The organism is Streptosporangium sp. DT93 (assembly GCF_049844535.1).
In the GTDB taxonomy this organism is placed as follows: Bacteria; Actinomycetota; Actinomycetes; order Streptosporangiales; family Streptosporangiaceae; genus Streptosporangium.
The window spans coordinates 25961-39907 of sequence record NZ_JBNCLF010000007.1 but is presented as its reverse complement, the minus strand read 5'-3'; the positions used below and the strand labels follow the sequence as shown (position 1 = coordinate 39907).

13 protein-coding genes are annotated in these 13947 nt (G+C 70.6%); 7 read left to right on the top strand and 6 right to left on the bottom strand.

Translation table 11 applies throughout. The features are described from left to right. The first annotated feature begins 148 nt into the window (after window positions 1-148). Together ACLQ2R_RS16790 and ACLQ2R_RS16785 are read left to right on the top strand one after the other, a co-directional pair. Window positions 149-2095 carry an AarF/UbiB family protein gene (locus tag ACLQ2R_RS16790; RefSeq protein WP_425960538.1) on the top strand — a complete coding sequence of 649 codons (1947 nt, stop codon included), beginning with the start codon at window positions 149-151 and terminating at the stop codon, window positions 2093-2095. A gap of 105 nt (window positions 2096-2200) precedes the next feature. Continuing rightward, window positions 2201-2785, top strand: a complete 585-nt coding sequence (locus tag ACLQ2R_RS16785; RefSeq protein WP_425960536.1) for a hypothetical protein — start codon at window positions 2201-2203, stop codon at window positions 2783-2785. A 64-nt stretch (window positions 2786-2849) separates the two neighbouring features. Here the strand turns inward: ACLQ2R_RS16785 and ACLQ2R_RS16780 are convergent, their stop codons facing one another. Then, on the bottom strand, window positions 2850-4457 hold the full coding sequence (locus tag ACLQ2R_RS16780) for a hypothetical protein (protein ID WP_425960534.1): 1608 nt from the start codon (window positions 4455-4457) through the stop codon (window positions 2850-2852). 320 nt (window positions 4458-4777) lie between these two features. On the opposite strand from ACLQ2R_RS16780, the gene ACLQ2R_RS16775 reads away from it, so the two are divergent. Beyond that, the gene (locus ACLQ2R_RS16775) at window positions 4778-5326 is read left to right on the top strand and encodes an ATP-binding protein (protein WP_425960532.1); all 549 of its coding nucleotides are present in this window, start codon (window positions 4778-4780) and stop codon (window positions 5324-5326) included. Window positions 5327-5519: 193 nt separating this feature from the next. After that, window positions 5520-6656 (top strand): hypothetical protein, encoded by a 1137-nt coding sequence (locus ACLQ2R_RS16770; RefSeq protein WP_425960530.1) that lies wholly within the window; start codon window positions 5520-5522, stop codon window positions 6654-6656. On the opposite strand, the gene ACLQ2R_RS16765 is transcribed toward ACLQ2R_RS16770, so the two are convergent. Together ACLQ2R_RS16765 and ACLQ2R_RS16760 are read right to left on the bottom strand one after the other, a co-directional pair. Continuing rightward, window positions 6566-7390: an arylamine N-acetyltransferase family protein gene (locus tag ACLQ2R_RS16765; protein ID WP_425960528.1), complete on the bottom strand. Its 825-nt coding sequence runs from the start codon at window positions 7388-7390 to the stop codon at window positions 6566-6568. The two genes, ACLQ2R_RS16770 and ACLQ2R_RS16765, sit on opposite strands and share 91 nt — an antisense overlap. A gap of 229 nt (window positions 7391-7619) precedes the next feature. Next, on the bottom strand, window positions 7620-8480 hold the full coding sequence (locus ACLQ2R_RS16760) for a hypothetical protein (RefSeq protein ID WP_425960526.1): 861 nt from the start codon (window positions 8478-8480) through the stop codon (window positions 7620-7622). A 607-nt stretch (window positions 8481-9087) separates the two neighbouring features. Between ACLQ2R_RS16760 and ACLQ2R_RS16755 the strand changes: the two genes are divergently transcribed. Then, window positions 9088-9627: a class I SAM-dependent methyltransferase gene (locus ACLQ2R_RS16755; protein ID WP_425960524.1), complete on the top strand. Its 540-nt coding sequence runs from the start codon at window positions 9088-9090 to the stop codon at window positions 9625-9627. Between the two features lie 17 nt (window positions 9628-9644). On the opposite strand, the gene ACLQ2R_RS16750 is transcribed toward ACLQ2R_RS16755, so the two are convergent. Further along, window positions 9645-10439, bottom strand: a complete 795-nt coding sequence (locus ACLQ2R_RS16750; RefSeq protein ID WP_425960523.1) for an inositol monophosphatase family protein — start codon at window positions 10437-10439, stop codon at window positions 9645-9647. A gap of 341 nt (window positions 10440-10780) precedes the next feature. Here ACLQ2R_RS16750 and ACLQ2R_RS16745 point away from each other — a divergent pair, with 341 nt between their 5' ends. Then, window positions 10781-11272, top strand: a complete 492-nt coding sequence (locus ACLQ2R_RS16745) for a hypothetical protein (RefSeq protein WP_425960521.1) — start codon at window positions 10781-10783, stop codon at window positions 11270-11272. A gap of 65 nt (window positions 11273-11337) precedes the next feature. Here the strand turns inward: ACLQ2R_RS16745 and ACLQ2R_RS16740 are convergent, their stop codons facing one another. After that, window positions 11338-11973 carry a DUF6461 domain-containing protein gene (locus tag ACLQ2R_RS16740; protein ID WP_425960519.1) on the bottom strand — a complete coding sequence of 212 codons (636 nt, stop codon included), beginning with the start codon at window positions 11971-11973 and terminating at the stop codon, window positions 11338-11340. 234 nt (window positions 11974-12207) lie between these two features. Here ACLQ2R_RS16740 and ACLQ2R_RS16735 point away from each other — a divergent pair, with 234 nt between their 5' ends. After that, window positions 12208-12600, top strand: a complete 393-nt coding sequence (locus tag ACLQ2R_RS16735; RefSeq protein ID WP_425960517.1) for a hypothetical protein — start codon at window positions 12208-12210, stop codon at window positions 12598-12600. A gap of 192 nt (window positions 12601-12792) precedes the next feature. Here the strand turns inward: ACLQ2R_RS16735 and ACLQ2R_RS16730 are convergent, their stop codons facing one another. Next, entirely contained in the window at window positions 12793-13620 is an 828-nt protein-coding gene (locus ACLQ2R_RS16730) for a transposase family protein (protein WP_425960515.1), read from the bottom strand. Between the last annotated feature and the right edge of the window lie 327 nt (window positions 13621-13947).

Genomic DNA, 13947 nt, shown 5'->3' with positions numbered 1-13947 from the left:
GCCCGCTTCCCGGCCCGGGAGCGTGCCGGGACCTCACCCGCACGACGGACGCGACCACCACGACATCACGACCGTGATCACGACGACCACGGCGAAGACGAACAACAGACGACGGACGACGGACGACGGCGGAGCGAACGGAACGAATGTGGATTTCCTAACGATCCCGGCACTCGCGATCGGCCTGCTGGTCATGGTGACCGCGTTCACGGTGGCCACGCGGCGCCTGCTCGACCTGCGGTTCGGCGTCATCCGCACGCTGCTGGCCGCGACGTTCGTGATCCTGGTCGCCGGGCCGCTCATGAAGGCCTTCGCGGGGACGGTGGACCCGGACGATCCCGGTGTCACCCCGATCTGGTTCTTCATCCTGGCCGTCGTCTGCTCCCTGCTCGCCGGGCTGGTCCCCCTGGTGATCGCCGAGGTGCTGATCCCGTCCGGGTCGCTCCCGGGTCCGCTGGAGCTGGCCGGGAGACTGCGCCGCCACCTGACCCGCTCGCGCCGCTACCTGCGCATCACGCGCATCTTCGTACGGCACGGCCTCGGACCGTACCTGCGCGGCCGCGATCCCGACCTCGGCGCGCCCTCCAGCCGGGCACGGCTGGCCAGGTCGCTGCGTGAGGCCCTCGACGACGGCGGGGTCACGTTCGTGAAACTCGGCCAGATCCTGTCCACCCGGAGCGACCTGCTGCCGGTGGAGTTCGTCGAGGAACTGCGGCTGCTGCAGGACGGCGCGGCCTCGGCGCCGTGGACGGAGATCGAGCCGGTGCTGGTGACCGAGCTGGGCGGCCCGATCGAGGAGACGTTCGCCCGCTTCGACCGCGAGCCGCTCGCCGCCGCCTCGATCGCGCAGGTCTACCGCGCGCGCCTGCGGACGGGGGAGGAGGTGGTCGTCAAGGTCCAGCGGCCAGGGATCGCCGGTGTGGTCGAGCAGGATCTCGACATCATCGACCGTCTCGCCCACTCGCTGGAGCGGCGTACCCGGTGGGGGCGGTCCTTCGGCGTCGCGGGCCTGTCCCGGGGGTTCGCCGACGCGCTGCGGGAGGAGCTCGACTTCCGGATCGAGGCCGGCAACATGGCCGCCGTGGCGGCGGCCTCCGAGGGCGAGCCGGTCCACGTCCCGGTGCCGTACCCGCGGGCGTCCGGGCGGCGGGTGCTCGTCATGGAGTGGCTGGACGGTACCCCGCTGGGGTCGGCCGCCCCCGGCGGGCAGGCCGGGCGGGAGCTCGCCGGGACCCTGCTCGACACGCTGCTGCGCCAGATCATGCTGCACGGGGTGTTCCACGCCGACCCCCACCCGGGCAACCTCATGCTCCTGGCCGACGGCCGGCTCGCGCTGCTCGACTTCGGCTCGGTGGGGCGGCTCGACGGCTCGCTGCGCGGCTCGCTGCAGCGCCTGCTCGGCGCGATGGACCGGGGGGACCCGCTCGGGGTGAGCGACGCCCTGCTGGAGGTGGTGCCGCGGCCGGACGAGATCGACGAGCGGGAGCTGGAACGCGAGCTCGGCCGGTTCATGGCCCGCCACCTGGTCGCCGGGGCCGCCCCGGACGCGCAGATGTTCGGCCGGCTCTTCAGGATCGTCTCCTCGCACGGCCTGTCCCTGCCGCCCGAGGTGGCCGCGGTGTTCCGGGCGCTGGCGACGATCGAGGGCACGCTCGGCAGGCTGGCGCCCGGCTTCGACATCGTCACCGAGGCGCGCGCGTTCTCGGTCCGTCACCTCACCGAGGCCCCCGACCCCCGGCGCGTACGGGATGCGGTCATGCAGGAGGCACTGGGCCTGCTTCCCATGGTGCGCCGCCTGCCCCGCCGGATCGAGCGGATCGCCGACGCGGCCGAGCACGGCCGCTTCGGCCTGAACGTGCGCCTGTTCGCCGACGAGCGCGACCGGCGGCACGTCACCGGCATGCTCCACCAGGTGCTGCTCACCGTGATGGCGGCCACCACGGGTCTCATGGCCGCGATGCTGCTCGGGGCCGACGGCGGCCCGCGCGTCACCCGGGAGGTGGGGCTCCACCAGCTCATCGGCTACAACCTCCTGCTCGTGAGCGCGATCCTGGCGCTGCGCGTGCTGGTGGTCGTCTTCCGGCGGAACGAGTGAGCGCGGGCCGTCCCACCACACAGGAACCGGCGCGGCTACCGAGCCCTTCCACGGGTAAGGAATCTTCCCGGGGGAGGGCGGTGGTGATGGAGGCGAGGAGGCGACATGACCGGCACACCCCCCACCAAGGAGATCGTCATCGAGACGCACGGCCGCTCGGAGGCGTGCGCGCTGGCAGGGAGGATCTGTGATCTCTACGAGGCGGTGTTCTCGCTGCCCCCGTTCAACGGGAACGCCACCGAGTTCGCCAACCAGCGCCGCTACTTCCCCGAGCTGCTCACCCGCCCCGGCTTCCGGCTGACGACCGCGCGCTCCGGCCCGGATCTCGTCGGGTTCGGGTACGGATACCTGCTGCCGCCCGACACCGCCTGGTGGAGCCGCCTGGCCGATCCGGTCGGCGAGGAGTTCGCGACCGAGACCGGGACCAGGACGTTCGCCTTCATCGACTACGGCGTGCTGCCCGGCAGCAGGGGGGCCGGGATCGGCCGCCGGATCCACGACGAGCTCCTCGGCGGTTCCGGGGCCGAGCGGGCCACCCTGTCGGTGCAGCCCGCGGCCGTGCGAACACAGGAGATCTACCGTGGGTGGGGCTGGCGCGGGGTGTCCCGCAGGCTGATGGACCCGCCGATCCCCGCCCCGGTCTTCGACGTGCTGGTGCTGGAGAGAATGCCCCCGGCGCGCCGTTCATGAGAAGCCGTGCCCCTGAGAAGCCCTGTCCGTGAGACACCGCGCCCGCCACCGGGCGGCCGGTCCGTCAGGCGATGAGCTGGAAGGCGTGCAGCTTCTCGTCCAGGTCGGCGACCTGGCGGGTCCTCGCCCACGGATTCAGCGTCTCGCGGACCTCCACCACCGACCTGGCCAGCCGGGGTGAGGTGTTCTTGCAGGTGAGGCGCGCGGCCTCGCCGATATGCTCGCACGCCTCGTCGATGGAGCGCAGCCGCAGGTGCCCGCGTGCCAGGTCCAGCCGGCTGAAGGCCATGTTCCGGACGAACGCCGGATCGATCTGGGTCAGGGAGTGGGCGGCCACCTCGACGGCGGTCTGCGCGTCCCCCATGTTCAGCAGGCACTTGGTCTTCGTCGACAGGTACTGCCCCGCACCGTAGAAGTAGAGCAGGCCGGTCCCCACATCCCCCTCACCGGCGTGCCCGAGCTCGCGGCGGGCCTGGTCCAGGCTGGTCATGCACCGCGCGTGGTCCTTGCGGTCCGTCCTGGCCGAACGGCTCAGCACCGCCGAGTAGGCGCGGGCCCCCACGTCGCACGCGTACGACACCAGCAGCTTGCTGCGGGCCCGCTGCCCCCAGGCCAGCGCCCCGAGCGCGTGCTCGACCCCCTGGCGGGGATCGCCCTGCCAGGTCGCGAGCTGTGACCAGTTGGCCAGCACGAAACTGTTCATCGCGTCGTCGTCGGCCGCGTGGGCGGCGACCTTGGCCTGGTCGTAGTAATGGTTCGCCCCGTTGAAGTCGTTGAGGTTGTACAGCACCCACGCGGTGAACCGGCAGATGTTGGCCAGCAGCGACAGCAGCCGCTCGCGCACCTCGTCGTTCGGCGCCGCGGGGATCAACGACCGCACCAGGTGGTGCTGGGCCAGCACGGTCCCCAGCACCGACTGGGGACCGAGCGCGTCCTCCTGGCGCATGCAGTGGTGCAGCACCGCGTCGATGTGCTCCACGGTCGCCTGGTCGACCCGGGACGGCTCCGCGGAGATCAGGGTGAGCCGGTCGAGCTCGTCGTCGTTGAGCCGGGTCAGCAGGGGCGAGGCAGCGGCGGCGGACGCCGCGGCCCTGATCAGGGCCAGCACGTCGCGCCGTTTCATGTTCGCCGCCCACTGGGCGAGCGCCCGTACCAGCGCGTCGTACTCCTCGTCGCGCGGCCTCCCGAGGGGCACGGGGCCGGTGGCCAGGACGGGCAGGGCCGACAGCACTCCCCGGATGTCGTCCGAGGACAGGCTGCCCGCCGCGCCCGCCGCCACCAGCGGTCGTCCCTGGAACCGGGTGGCCAGGACGTTGTGCTCGTCGGCATCGCGGTGGTCTTCACCGTCGACCAGGTCGGCGGTGCGGCACTGGTAGAGGCGGGCCAGCCGGTTGAGGCCGGCGATCGGCGGTTCGTTGCCGGTGGGGCCGGGCCAGGCCTCCCACGACCCGAGCTTGCGGGTCGTGAGAGGCTCGTTCGGCCAGTATTCGTTCCATAGATGACAGACCTTGGCTTGTGTCAGGCGATGCGCCTCTCGGAAGCCCTGGCGGGAGTTCAGATGCCAACGTCGCTGGAACTCCGCGGCGACCTCGGCCCAGGTGCAGCCACGCTCGCGAAGTTCGGCGCTGAAGACGTCCATCTGTTGTTTGACGCTGCGCGGTGCACGTGGCATCGGCTCGGCCCCTCCCGGCGGATCCCCGACGGCGATTCTTCGCGCAGAACGTTACTTGGCGATCACGTTCCGTGACTGGCGAGTACGGAAATCGGCGACCGGATCGCCGAAGTCTGCAAGATCGTTACCTCGGGGGGCGGTACGACTCCGGAAAGTGACGAACGGATGCGACCTCGTCACCTGTTTCCAGCACGCTCCGTGCATCAGGGTGGAGAACAACGCCGGAGCCGTCAGATCCGCGGGATCTCCGCTCGGGCGAGACGTCCCTTCCTGCGCCGGGGACGTGACCGAACCTCCGTTGTCCTTCCCTGGAGCCATCCATGAGCGTGCTCCCCGTCGAACGGCCGGGACCGATGTACTCACCGTTTCATTCCGATCTGGACGACCCCGACCATCTGACCCTGAACGCGGACGAGCTACGGCTGGCGGCGCAGCCGGCCGCGGCCTCCCGGGCCCGCGAGTTCACCCGCGCCCGGCTGGACCGGTGGGGTCTCGCGGAGCTGACGGACGCCTGCGTCCTGGTCGTCTCGGAGATGACCACCAACGCCATCACGGTCACGCGCGCGACGCGGGCCGCCGAGGCGTGCCCGATCGTGCTGCGGCTGCGGGTCACCGCCGAGGGACTGTTCGCCGAGGTGTGGGACGGCTGCGGAGGCACGCCCGAGCCCGCCGACCCCGGTGAGGACGACGAGAGCGGCCGTGGCCTGCGGCTCGTCGGCATGTGCACCGACGAGTGGGGCCACTACCCGGCACCCGGGGGAGGCAAGGTCGTCTTCGGGCGGTGGAGCCTGCCGGTGACCTGGAGGTGCCCGGTTCTCGCGCCACGGTGGCCGCAGGTGCCCTCCCACGCCCGCACGACGCGCGCGTGAGCGGGAACGCCCGCGTGCCGGGCCGGGCACGCGCGAGCCTGGGGACGCGCTTGAGCGTGAGGACGGGCACGTGAGCCGGAACGCCCGCGTGGCGAGCCGGTTGCGGACGAGTCCTGACATGCCGGGAACCGTCGAAGGTGAGGACGTTTTCCCGGCACGCCGGACCGGCGGCACCGGATGGCAGAATGCCGGGATGGATGCGATCTTGCACGCCGCGGGCGAGGTGCTGGGGACCGAACTGTCCGACCCGGTCGACCTCGGGGGCAACACGCGCAGCGCCGTCGTACGCTGCCGCACGGCGTCGGGTGACAGTGTGATCGTCAAAAGGTTCGGCGCGGAGCCCGAGGGGCTGCGCGGCTTCACCGCCGAGGCGGCCGGGCTCTCGATGGGGCTGGGCGGCCCCGGCCTGCTGGGCGTGCACCCCTCGCTCCCCCTGCTGGTGATGGAGGACCTCGGGACCGCGCCGACGCTGGCCGACCTGCTGCTCGGCGACGACCCCCGGGCCGCCCTGGACGGGCTGGCGGCCTGGGCGCGCGGTCTCGGCCGGATGGCCGCCGCGTCGGTGCACCGCCGGGCCGACATGGCCGCGCTCTCGGCCCGCTACGGCAGGGGAGCACCCTCCTGGGAGGAGGAGCCGTGGGCCGTCCGGCGCACGGCCGAGTTCCCCGCGGCGCTCGCCGGGATCGGGATCGACGTGCCGCACGAGCTGGCCGGGGAGCTGGCACGGATCGCGGTGACCGGCGCGGACGACCACCTCGCCTTCACCCCCGGCGACACCTGCCCCGACAACAACCTGATCACCCCCGGCGGCCTGCGGCTGCTCGACTTCGAGGCGGCGTGCTTCCAGCCGGTCTTCCTGACCGCCGCCTACTGCCGGATGCCCTTCTCCAGCTGCTGGTGCGTCTTCTCCCTGCCCCCCGGCGTGGCGGAGGAGATCGAGGAGATCTACCGCGCCGAGGTCGTCCGCGCCTACCCGGAACTGGTCAGGGACGAGCTCTGGCAGGCCGGGACCCGGCGGGCCATCGCGCTCTGGACGGTGCACCTGACCGTCACCCTCATCCCGCGCATGGCGGACGACAAGCCGGTGAACCGCACCCGGCGGTCCCCGACCGTGCGGCAGCTCATGAGGCACCGCTGGGAGATGGCGAGCACCCTGGGGGAGTTCCCGGCCTTCGCCGAGACGATGCGGCGGCTCCTGTCGCGGGTGGCCGGGAGCTGGGACGTCGCCCCCCTGCCGGGCTACCCCGCCTTCGCCGGCCGGACCGGCGGCGCCTCGGAGGGGCAGGCCCCGGAGAGCGACGGGAGCCGGTCGAGCGCGATCCCGAAGTGATCCAGGTAGGCGGCGCGGAGTCCGGCGTCGTCCAGGACGCGTTCGGTGCGCTCGCCGTGCTCGGTGCGGACCAGCCTGCGGCCGCTGATCGTGATCCGGCCCCGCTCCGTGCGCATCGAGCAGACCGGGGACGCGGTGAAGTGCGACCGCGGCGAGGTCTCCTGCCACCAGCACGTCGGGACGAAGTCCGCCAGCTCGTACGGCCGCGCGGTCAGCCGGTAGCCCGGCCCGCCCTCGCGCACGACGTCGAGGTCGCCCCGCTCGCCGTGGTCACCGGGGGCGGGCGCGATCCGGAACACGCCCGCGGCGTCCCGCTGCTCCGCGCGCTCGTCGAGCCGTAGCGGCCCGTCGGCGAAGTCCCCGAAGGCGACGTCCGCGAGCCACGGCTCGTCGAGATCGACGCGGAGCGCCAGGTGGTCGAAGAGCGGCCCCGGCGTGTCGCCGTCCAGGCCCCGGGCGGCCAGCACCGTCACCCGGTAGCCGAGCCCTGTCAGCAACCCGGCGAACAGCCCGTTCAGCTCGTAACAGAAGCCGCCGCGGTTGCGGCCGACGACCTTGTCGAACAGCGCGCCGGGGTCGAGCGTGATCGGCTCACCGAGGTGGATGCTCAGGTTCTCGAACGGCACCGTCCTCAGGTGCGCGAGCTGCAGGGCGCGCAGGCCCTGGACGTCGGGCTCCGCAGGCCGGGGTACGCCCAGTCTCTCCAGGTAACGGGTGATCTGCGACTCGTCCATACGGCAAGCAAACCATGCGCCGCGCGCCCGCGTTCAGCGGACCGGCTCGTGCCACCTCGCGTCGGCTCGCGTCGGCTCGCGTTGGGCTCGTCTCACCTCGCCCCCGCTCCCACCGGCTCACCCCCGCTCACCCTCGCTCACACCGGCTTGCATCGGCTCGCACCGGCGACCGGGTGGAAACGGCGGAGCCCCTCCGCCCGCACGGACGGAGGGGCTCCGGGGCAGGAGATCAGCCCGGGGGGAAGTTGCCGTTCTTGGCGACCGGCAACGCGAGCTGGCTCGCGCCGGACAGGACGGCCTGCTCGATCGGGAGGCCGCCGAGGACGGGGTTGATGTGCCGCAGGGTCAGCGTGATCGTCGGCAGGGTCGTCGGGGTGGCGATGTCGAACTTCTCCAGGTCGATCCAGCGGACGATGTTGAACACCTCGGCCGGGATGTTGTCACCGGCCTTCATCACCGGGACGCACAGCTGGCGGGCGTTGAGGACCTGCGCGCCGTGCGTGGGGATCTTCCCGACCAGGACGGGGTTGAGCTGGCGCAGGCTCACCTGCTGGTTCAGCGGGTTGTTGGGCGTGATGCCGTAGCACTTGAGGTCGATGTGGCGGACGAGCGACAGGATCTCGGCGGGCGGGAGGACGTTGTTCTTGATGACCGGCACGCACAGTTGCTGCGGGGTGTTCAGGGTGACCTGCGTGCGCGGCAGGGTCTGGAACAGTGGGTTGAGGTGGCTGAGCACGAGGCCCGCGTTCACCGTCATACCGGAGACCTTGTAGCAGGACAGGTCGACGTACCTGATGAAGTCGAGCGCGGGCGACGGCGGCACCTGGTTGTTCTTGGCGACCGGGACGCACAGCTGCTCACGCTGGCCGAGGGTGAGGGTCTCGGTCGGCAGGTTGGTGAGCAACGGGTTGATGTGCCGCACGGTGACCGTCGTGGCCGGCGGCTGGTACGGGCTGGTCCTGAAGCACTCGAGGTCGAGGAAGGCGGTCAGGCTCTTCGGCGTCGGGTACGCCGCCGCGCCCGCGGGCGGCACGCAGAGGAACGCCACGGCGAACACCGCGACGACGGCGGACATGACGCGCCGGAACATCGGTTTTCTGTGCCCGTGAATTGTGGTCGGGGCTCGGTCCATTGTCGCTCCACACGCTGGGGGGTGAATGTTCTCAACGCCGAGTGTGTGCCGCCGCGACTGTACTTTCAATATCGCCGGTCATTTTTCATGACATTTTGAATTCGGTTCGACAGGCCGGGAGGTTGTCAACGGGAACAAAAACTATTGCTTCGCCGGGGGCCGGGGAACGATGGTTCCTCCGGTCCCGCCGGCCCGGCGGTGCGGGCCGCCCGGGGCGCGTGCCCGGCCCCGCCGCCCTTGACAGGGACGTTCGCCCAGCTAGCGAGGGCCAACAGGCCCGTCGGCCGCTCCTTCGCGTGGTCGGCGGGTATGGCGGCCCCGAGCCGTCCCGTGACGGGAAAGACCGCCGACCGAAAACGAGGAACACTTACCGAAATGGAGGCCGGGCACCGCGACCGGCCGAAGGAAATGGTGTGGTCACCGAACTTCCGGCGGACACGCGGGCACGGCCCGGCCGTACGCGAAAAGAGGTTTCGGGTGGGATTCCGAAACGCACGGCCCTCTCTCCGAAAATATGGGCACCACGGCGGGCCCTCGGCCGGCGGGCATCGACGATGATGTGATCATGGTGAGGAAATCGACACCCGAACGGTTCTCCTGGGCGGTGGGGACGCTGGACCTCGCGCCCTCCCACCGCGTCCTGGAGATCGGATGCGGTCGCGGCGTCGCGGCCACGCTCGTCCTCGACCGCCTCACGGAGGGATCGCTCACCGCGATCGACCGGTCGGGCACGGCCGTCGAGGCGGCCCGGCGAGGCAACGCCGGCCACGTGTCGGCGGGCCGGGCGAGCTTCCTGGTCACGTCGCTGGAGGAGGCCGGTTTCGCCGACGCCTCCTTCGACAGGATCTTCGCGATCAACGTCAACCTGTTCTGGACGCGCTCCGCGGCACCGGAGCTGGACGCCCTGCACCGCTGGCTCGCCCCGGGAGGCAGCCTTCACCTGTTCTGGGAACCGCCGGCGCCGGAACGGGCGGGCGAGATCGTCGCCACGGTGGCGCCGGCCCTGGAGGAACGCGGCTTCGAGGTCACCACGCTGACCGGCCGGTCCTCCACCGGGGCCGCGCTGGTGTCCGTCACGGGCGGCCCTCGCCGCGAGCGGCCGTGAACGTCAGCCGAGGCGTCTCACCCGACCCGGCCCGCGACGAGGTCCAGCAGCCTGGCGTGCGTCTCACCGTCGGCCGCCACGACCAGCCCGCCCGCGCCGTCGTACAGGGGCCCGCCGTGGAGGTTCGTCATCACGCACCCGGCCGCCCGGCACACCGCGAGCCCGCTCGCGAAGTGCACGTTGTCCCACATCGGCCCGTCGGTGACGAACGCGGCCCGCCGGCCGGCGGCGACCCAGGCCACCGCCAGGGTGGTGGAGACCACGCGCGGGCTGAAGCGCTCGGTGAAGGCGGGGTCGGCGAGCAGCCGGGACGCCTGGAAGCCCGGCGCGTTCGGGAACGGCGGATCGAGGTTGAAGTCCACCAGCCGCGATTCGGGCGACGGCGTGAGGGGCTCGTCCACGCCGTCGCGGCGCAGGTGGGCGCGGTCGCCGTCCGTCCAGAACACCTCCCCGCTGAACGGGTCGGCCGAGGCCCCCACCGTGAGGTCCCGGCCCACGCGCAGGGCGACGTTCACCGAGACCAGCGGGGTGCGCGCGGCGTAGTTCAGCGTGCCGCACAGGGGGTCGACCAGCCACATGCGCTCCGCGTCGGCCGGGCCGGTACGCCCGCTCTCCTCGCCCGTCATGGCGTCGTCCGGCCGGGCGTCGTGGATGACGCCGAGAATGGCCTTCTCCGACGCGAGGTCGGCGGCCGTGGCGAAGTCCTTCGCGGACTTGTCGAAGCGCTCCAGCGACGTGCCGTACATGCTCCTGACGACGTCGGCCCCCGACCGCGCCGCCGCGAGAACCAGTTCCGTGTCCGTGATCGTCATGGGGACAGGATAGGCGCGGCCCACGCGCGAAGGGTTTCGCGGTCCGAGGCCGTCCCCCGGGCAGGCGGCGCGAAGGGCACGGCCCGTCGTTGCGGGGCCGCCGCGCGTACCGATCGGGAACCACGCCGGGAACTCGACCATGGTCGAGGTCACACCGAGGCCGTACGCCCGGACTCGCGACCGGACCCGGTGCGGCGCGCTCCGCTCGGCCGGTGATCACATTCCGGTTTCGGCCGTGAACTTTCCTCCGGTCGTTGGCGTCATAAAAGCGATCTCATCGACTTTTTCAGGAACGGGGCAATGGCATGCAGGTGATCCGACCGACGGTGGCGGCTCTGGCCGTGAGTGCGGCATTGGTGATCGCGATCCCGACGGGAGCCGTCGCCGCCGCACAGACCCCCGCGGCGGCGACCGCGACCACGGCCGCGCCGGGCACCTTCGGCCCGTACGGCTACGGCGGCGTCAGGCTGGGCATGACCGCCACGCGGGCCAAGGCCACCGGCAAGATCGTGCTCAAGGAGCGCGGTTACTGCTCGACCTGGACCTACAAGGCCCACCGGGGCGCCCGCGACGCGGGAGGGATCTTCATCTCCAAGAAGCGCGGCGTCGCGGTCATCTTCGCGTCGGCCGGGGTGCGCACTCCCAGGGGTATCGGCCTGGGCTCCACCCTGCGCCAGATCAAGAAGGCATACCCGGCGGTCAAGGAGAGGGAGAGCGGCTACTACGCCACCGTGCCGGGCAACCCCAAGGCGTACTACTACTTCGGCGTCAACCAGCGGAACAGGCTCCAGGAGTTCGGCCTCGGGCTCAAGACCCAGGACTGCGTGAGCTGACCTGCCGCCAGGCCCGCCGCCCCGCCCGCTCTGTTTGCCCTGTCCGCCCCGTTCGTCCAGGAAGGTCACCGAAATGCGTCGGCGCTCACCGAGCGTTGCCTCCGGGTGAACCGGTCGACGTCCAGGCGTACGCCGGTCATCGCCTCCATGGTCGCCAACGAGGTCTCCCACCGGTGGTAAGGGGCGGAGGGGCTCACACCGACCTGGTCGTCGGCCCTCTTCCACCCGGCGAGATCGCGCAAGGCCCTCAGGTGGGAATCCAGCGCACGAGGGTCCCGGCCCCTGCACTCCGAAGGCTCGGGATGAAGGACGTCCAACTCGGTGACCAGTCGCCCGTCGGCGGCGTAGGACAGGTTGTTCAGGGAGTTGGCCAGCCACCAGAAGCACCACACCTGCGCGTTCTCGCTCAGGCGCGCCCAGACGTCGGGATCCACGATGGAGGCGTTGCGCGACAGCACGATCACCCCGTGGTCGCTCTGCTCCAGCACGGCATGGCCCTCCTCCAGCTCCGGCACGGTGCGGGGAACCGCCGCGCCGGGGTCGGCTCCCAGCCGTCGGGCCACGTCGGCGACCGTGAGGGGTTCCCCGCGTCCTCGCACGACCATCCAGAACAGCGCGTCGCCGATGTGGGGATCCACCCGATGCAGGTCCGCCAGCATTTGTACGTAGTGATCGACCGTCTCGGGCGTGACCGGGCTCATGGGCTTCCTCCTCGGCAGGTGAGAATGACAGGTTAGCCACCGATCATGACGTTTTCCGGCCACGAGGAGAAGCCCGGTCCGGCGGCCGATCGCCGCGGATCACCGGCTGTGGCATCGCCCCCGGACGAGGTCCTGACGCTGCCCGACGGAACGAGCGGGCCTCCCTGTCCGCGCGGGTTCCGGGGCTATGGTGCCTCGTACTCGATTTGATCTAGATCGCAGGAGTGTGCGGCCGTGAACGTCAGGGAACCCGACTGGTCGTACGTGGGCCGGTCCCTCGTCAAGGTCCTGGCCGTCAGCGCGGCGCTGTTCATGGCCCTGAACATGGCCGAGGGGTTCCTGCGGACGCAGGTCGACCTCGGTCAGTGGAGGGCGGCCGAGGTACGCGCCACGGCCGATCGTATCGCGAACCCGGAAAAGCGCCTGCGCGCATGGCCGGACAGCTCCCGCCTCACCGATGCGATCTCGTCGGTGGAATGGGCTTCTCGCATCGACGCGAAACCGACGGAGTATGACCAGGAGGTCACGGAGGAGGCTCGGAAGACCAGGGAGGAGGCCCGGAAGACCATCGACAAACTCCCCGGACGCTCGATGCCCTCGCTGTCGTGGAATTCACGCGTGCGATGACCACCGAGCGGCTCATCGCCCTCCAACGGCGCCACAAACTCTGCGGAGGGGCGGATGTTTCCTACATCTACTTCCCGGGCTATGACGATGATTCCAACAGCTACGACAACTCCCACAACGACCCCCCGATGAGCGAGGTCGTCTGGAACCGTGACATGTCCGAGGAGCACACTGAAGTGATCTCAGCGACTTTCATGTCAGGTAGCCGTGTTCGAAATGGGTGAGAACGAGTGCGGCTTTGATGATGTCGCCGGTTCTGCTGGGGCTGGCGGTGATGCGTTGTAGGGTGCGCCAGCGTTGAGTGAGCAGGGCGAAGCCGCGTTCTCCCAGGCAGCGCAGGGCGCGCAGGAGCGCGTTGCGGGTGCGGGTGTTGAGGTCGAGTGGTCGGCCGCCGGCGGGTTGTTTGACCGGGGTGAGGATGCCTATGCCGGCACCGTCGTAGCCGGAGTCGGCCAGGGTGGGCAGGCCGTCGGCGGCGGCTTTGTACAGCGCGCCCAGGACGTGTGCGCGGGCGGCGGTCAGGTCGTGCACCGATCCGGGCTCGACGGCCGATACCCACAGTGGCAGGCCGCAGGGCGCGGACAGCGCCTGGATGTTACCGCCGTGGTGGCGGGCCTTTCCGGAGTACCACAGGTCGATGAGATCGCCTTTGGCGCTGGTGGTCTGTGCGGCGCAGCGGTCGGTGGCGATGAGGGTGCCGTCCAAGATCAGATGGGTGAGGCCCTCATCGACGGCGCGTTGCAAGGCGTGATGCAGGTCGGGTGACTGGGCGGCAAGGACGTCGATGACCTCGTCGATGTAGCGGTAGGCGGTCGCGCGGGAGATGCCGTGGCCACGGCCGAGGGCGCCGCGGTCGGTGCGGTCGCGAAACCAGCGCAACCCCATCACCGCCTGTTCGAAACAGGTCAGCGCCCGGGAACCCGAGCGGGTGCCCAGTCGGCGGCGCTCGGCCGACAACAGCAGGGAGAGGTGGCAAACCAGCTCGCGGGAGACGTCGAGCGTGGCACGATAGGTGATCACGTGGGGCTTTCTGGATCGAAGAAGACTTGTGGTGAGACCTCTTCTACCGAAAGCTCCACGTCTATTTCAGGGGCATCGCGATCCATCCCGATTCATGTCTGCCGACGCCGCTTTGAAGGCATCGAATCGCAAACACCCTTATTGATCTTGCTGAGATCACCTCAATAATTCGGATATAGCGTATTTGGTCGCGTATCCGGCTTCTCGGGTTGATATGTCCAGTACGGTGCTCGGAAAGATTCGTCGGATTCGCAGGGGTCAATGGCGTGGAGTGAGAAGTCCAGTACCCGACCAGAAGGGGGTCAGGCTTCGAGGCCCGTGAGGGAG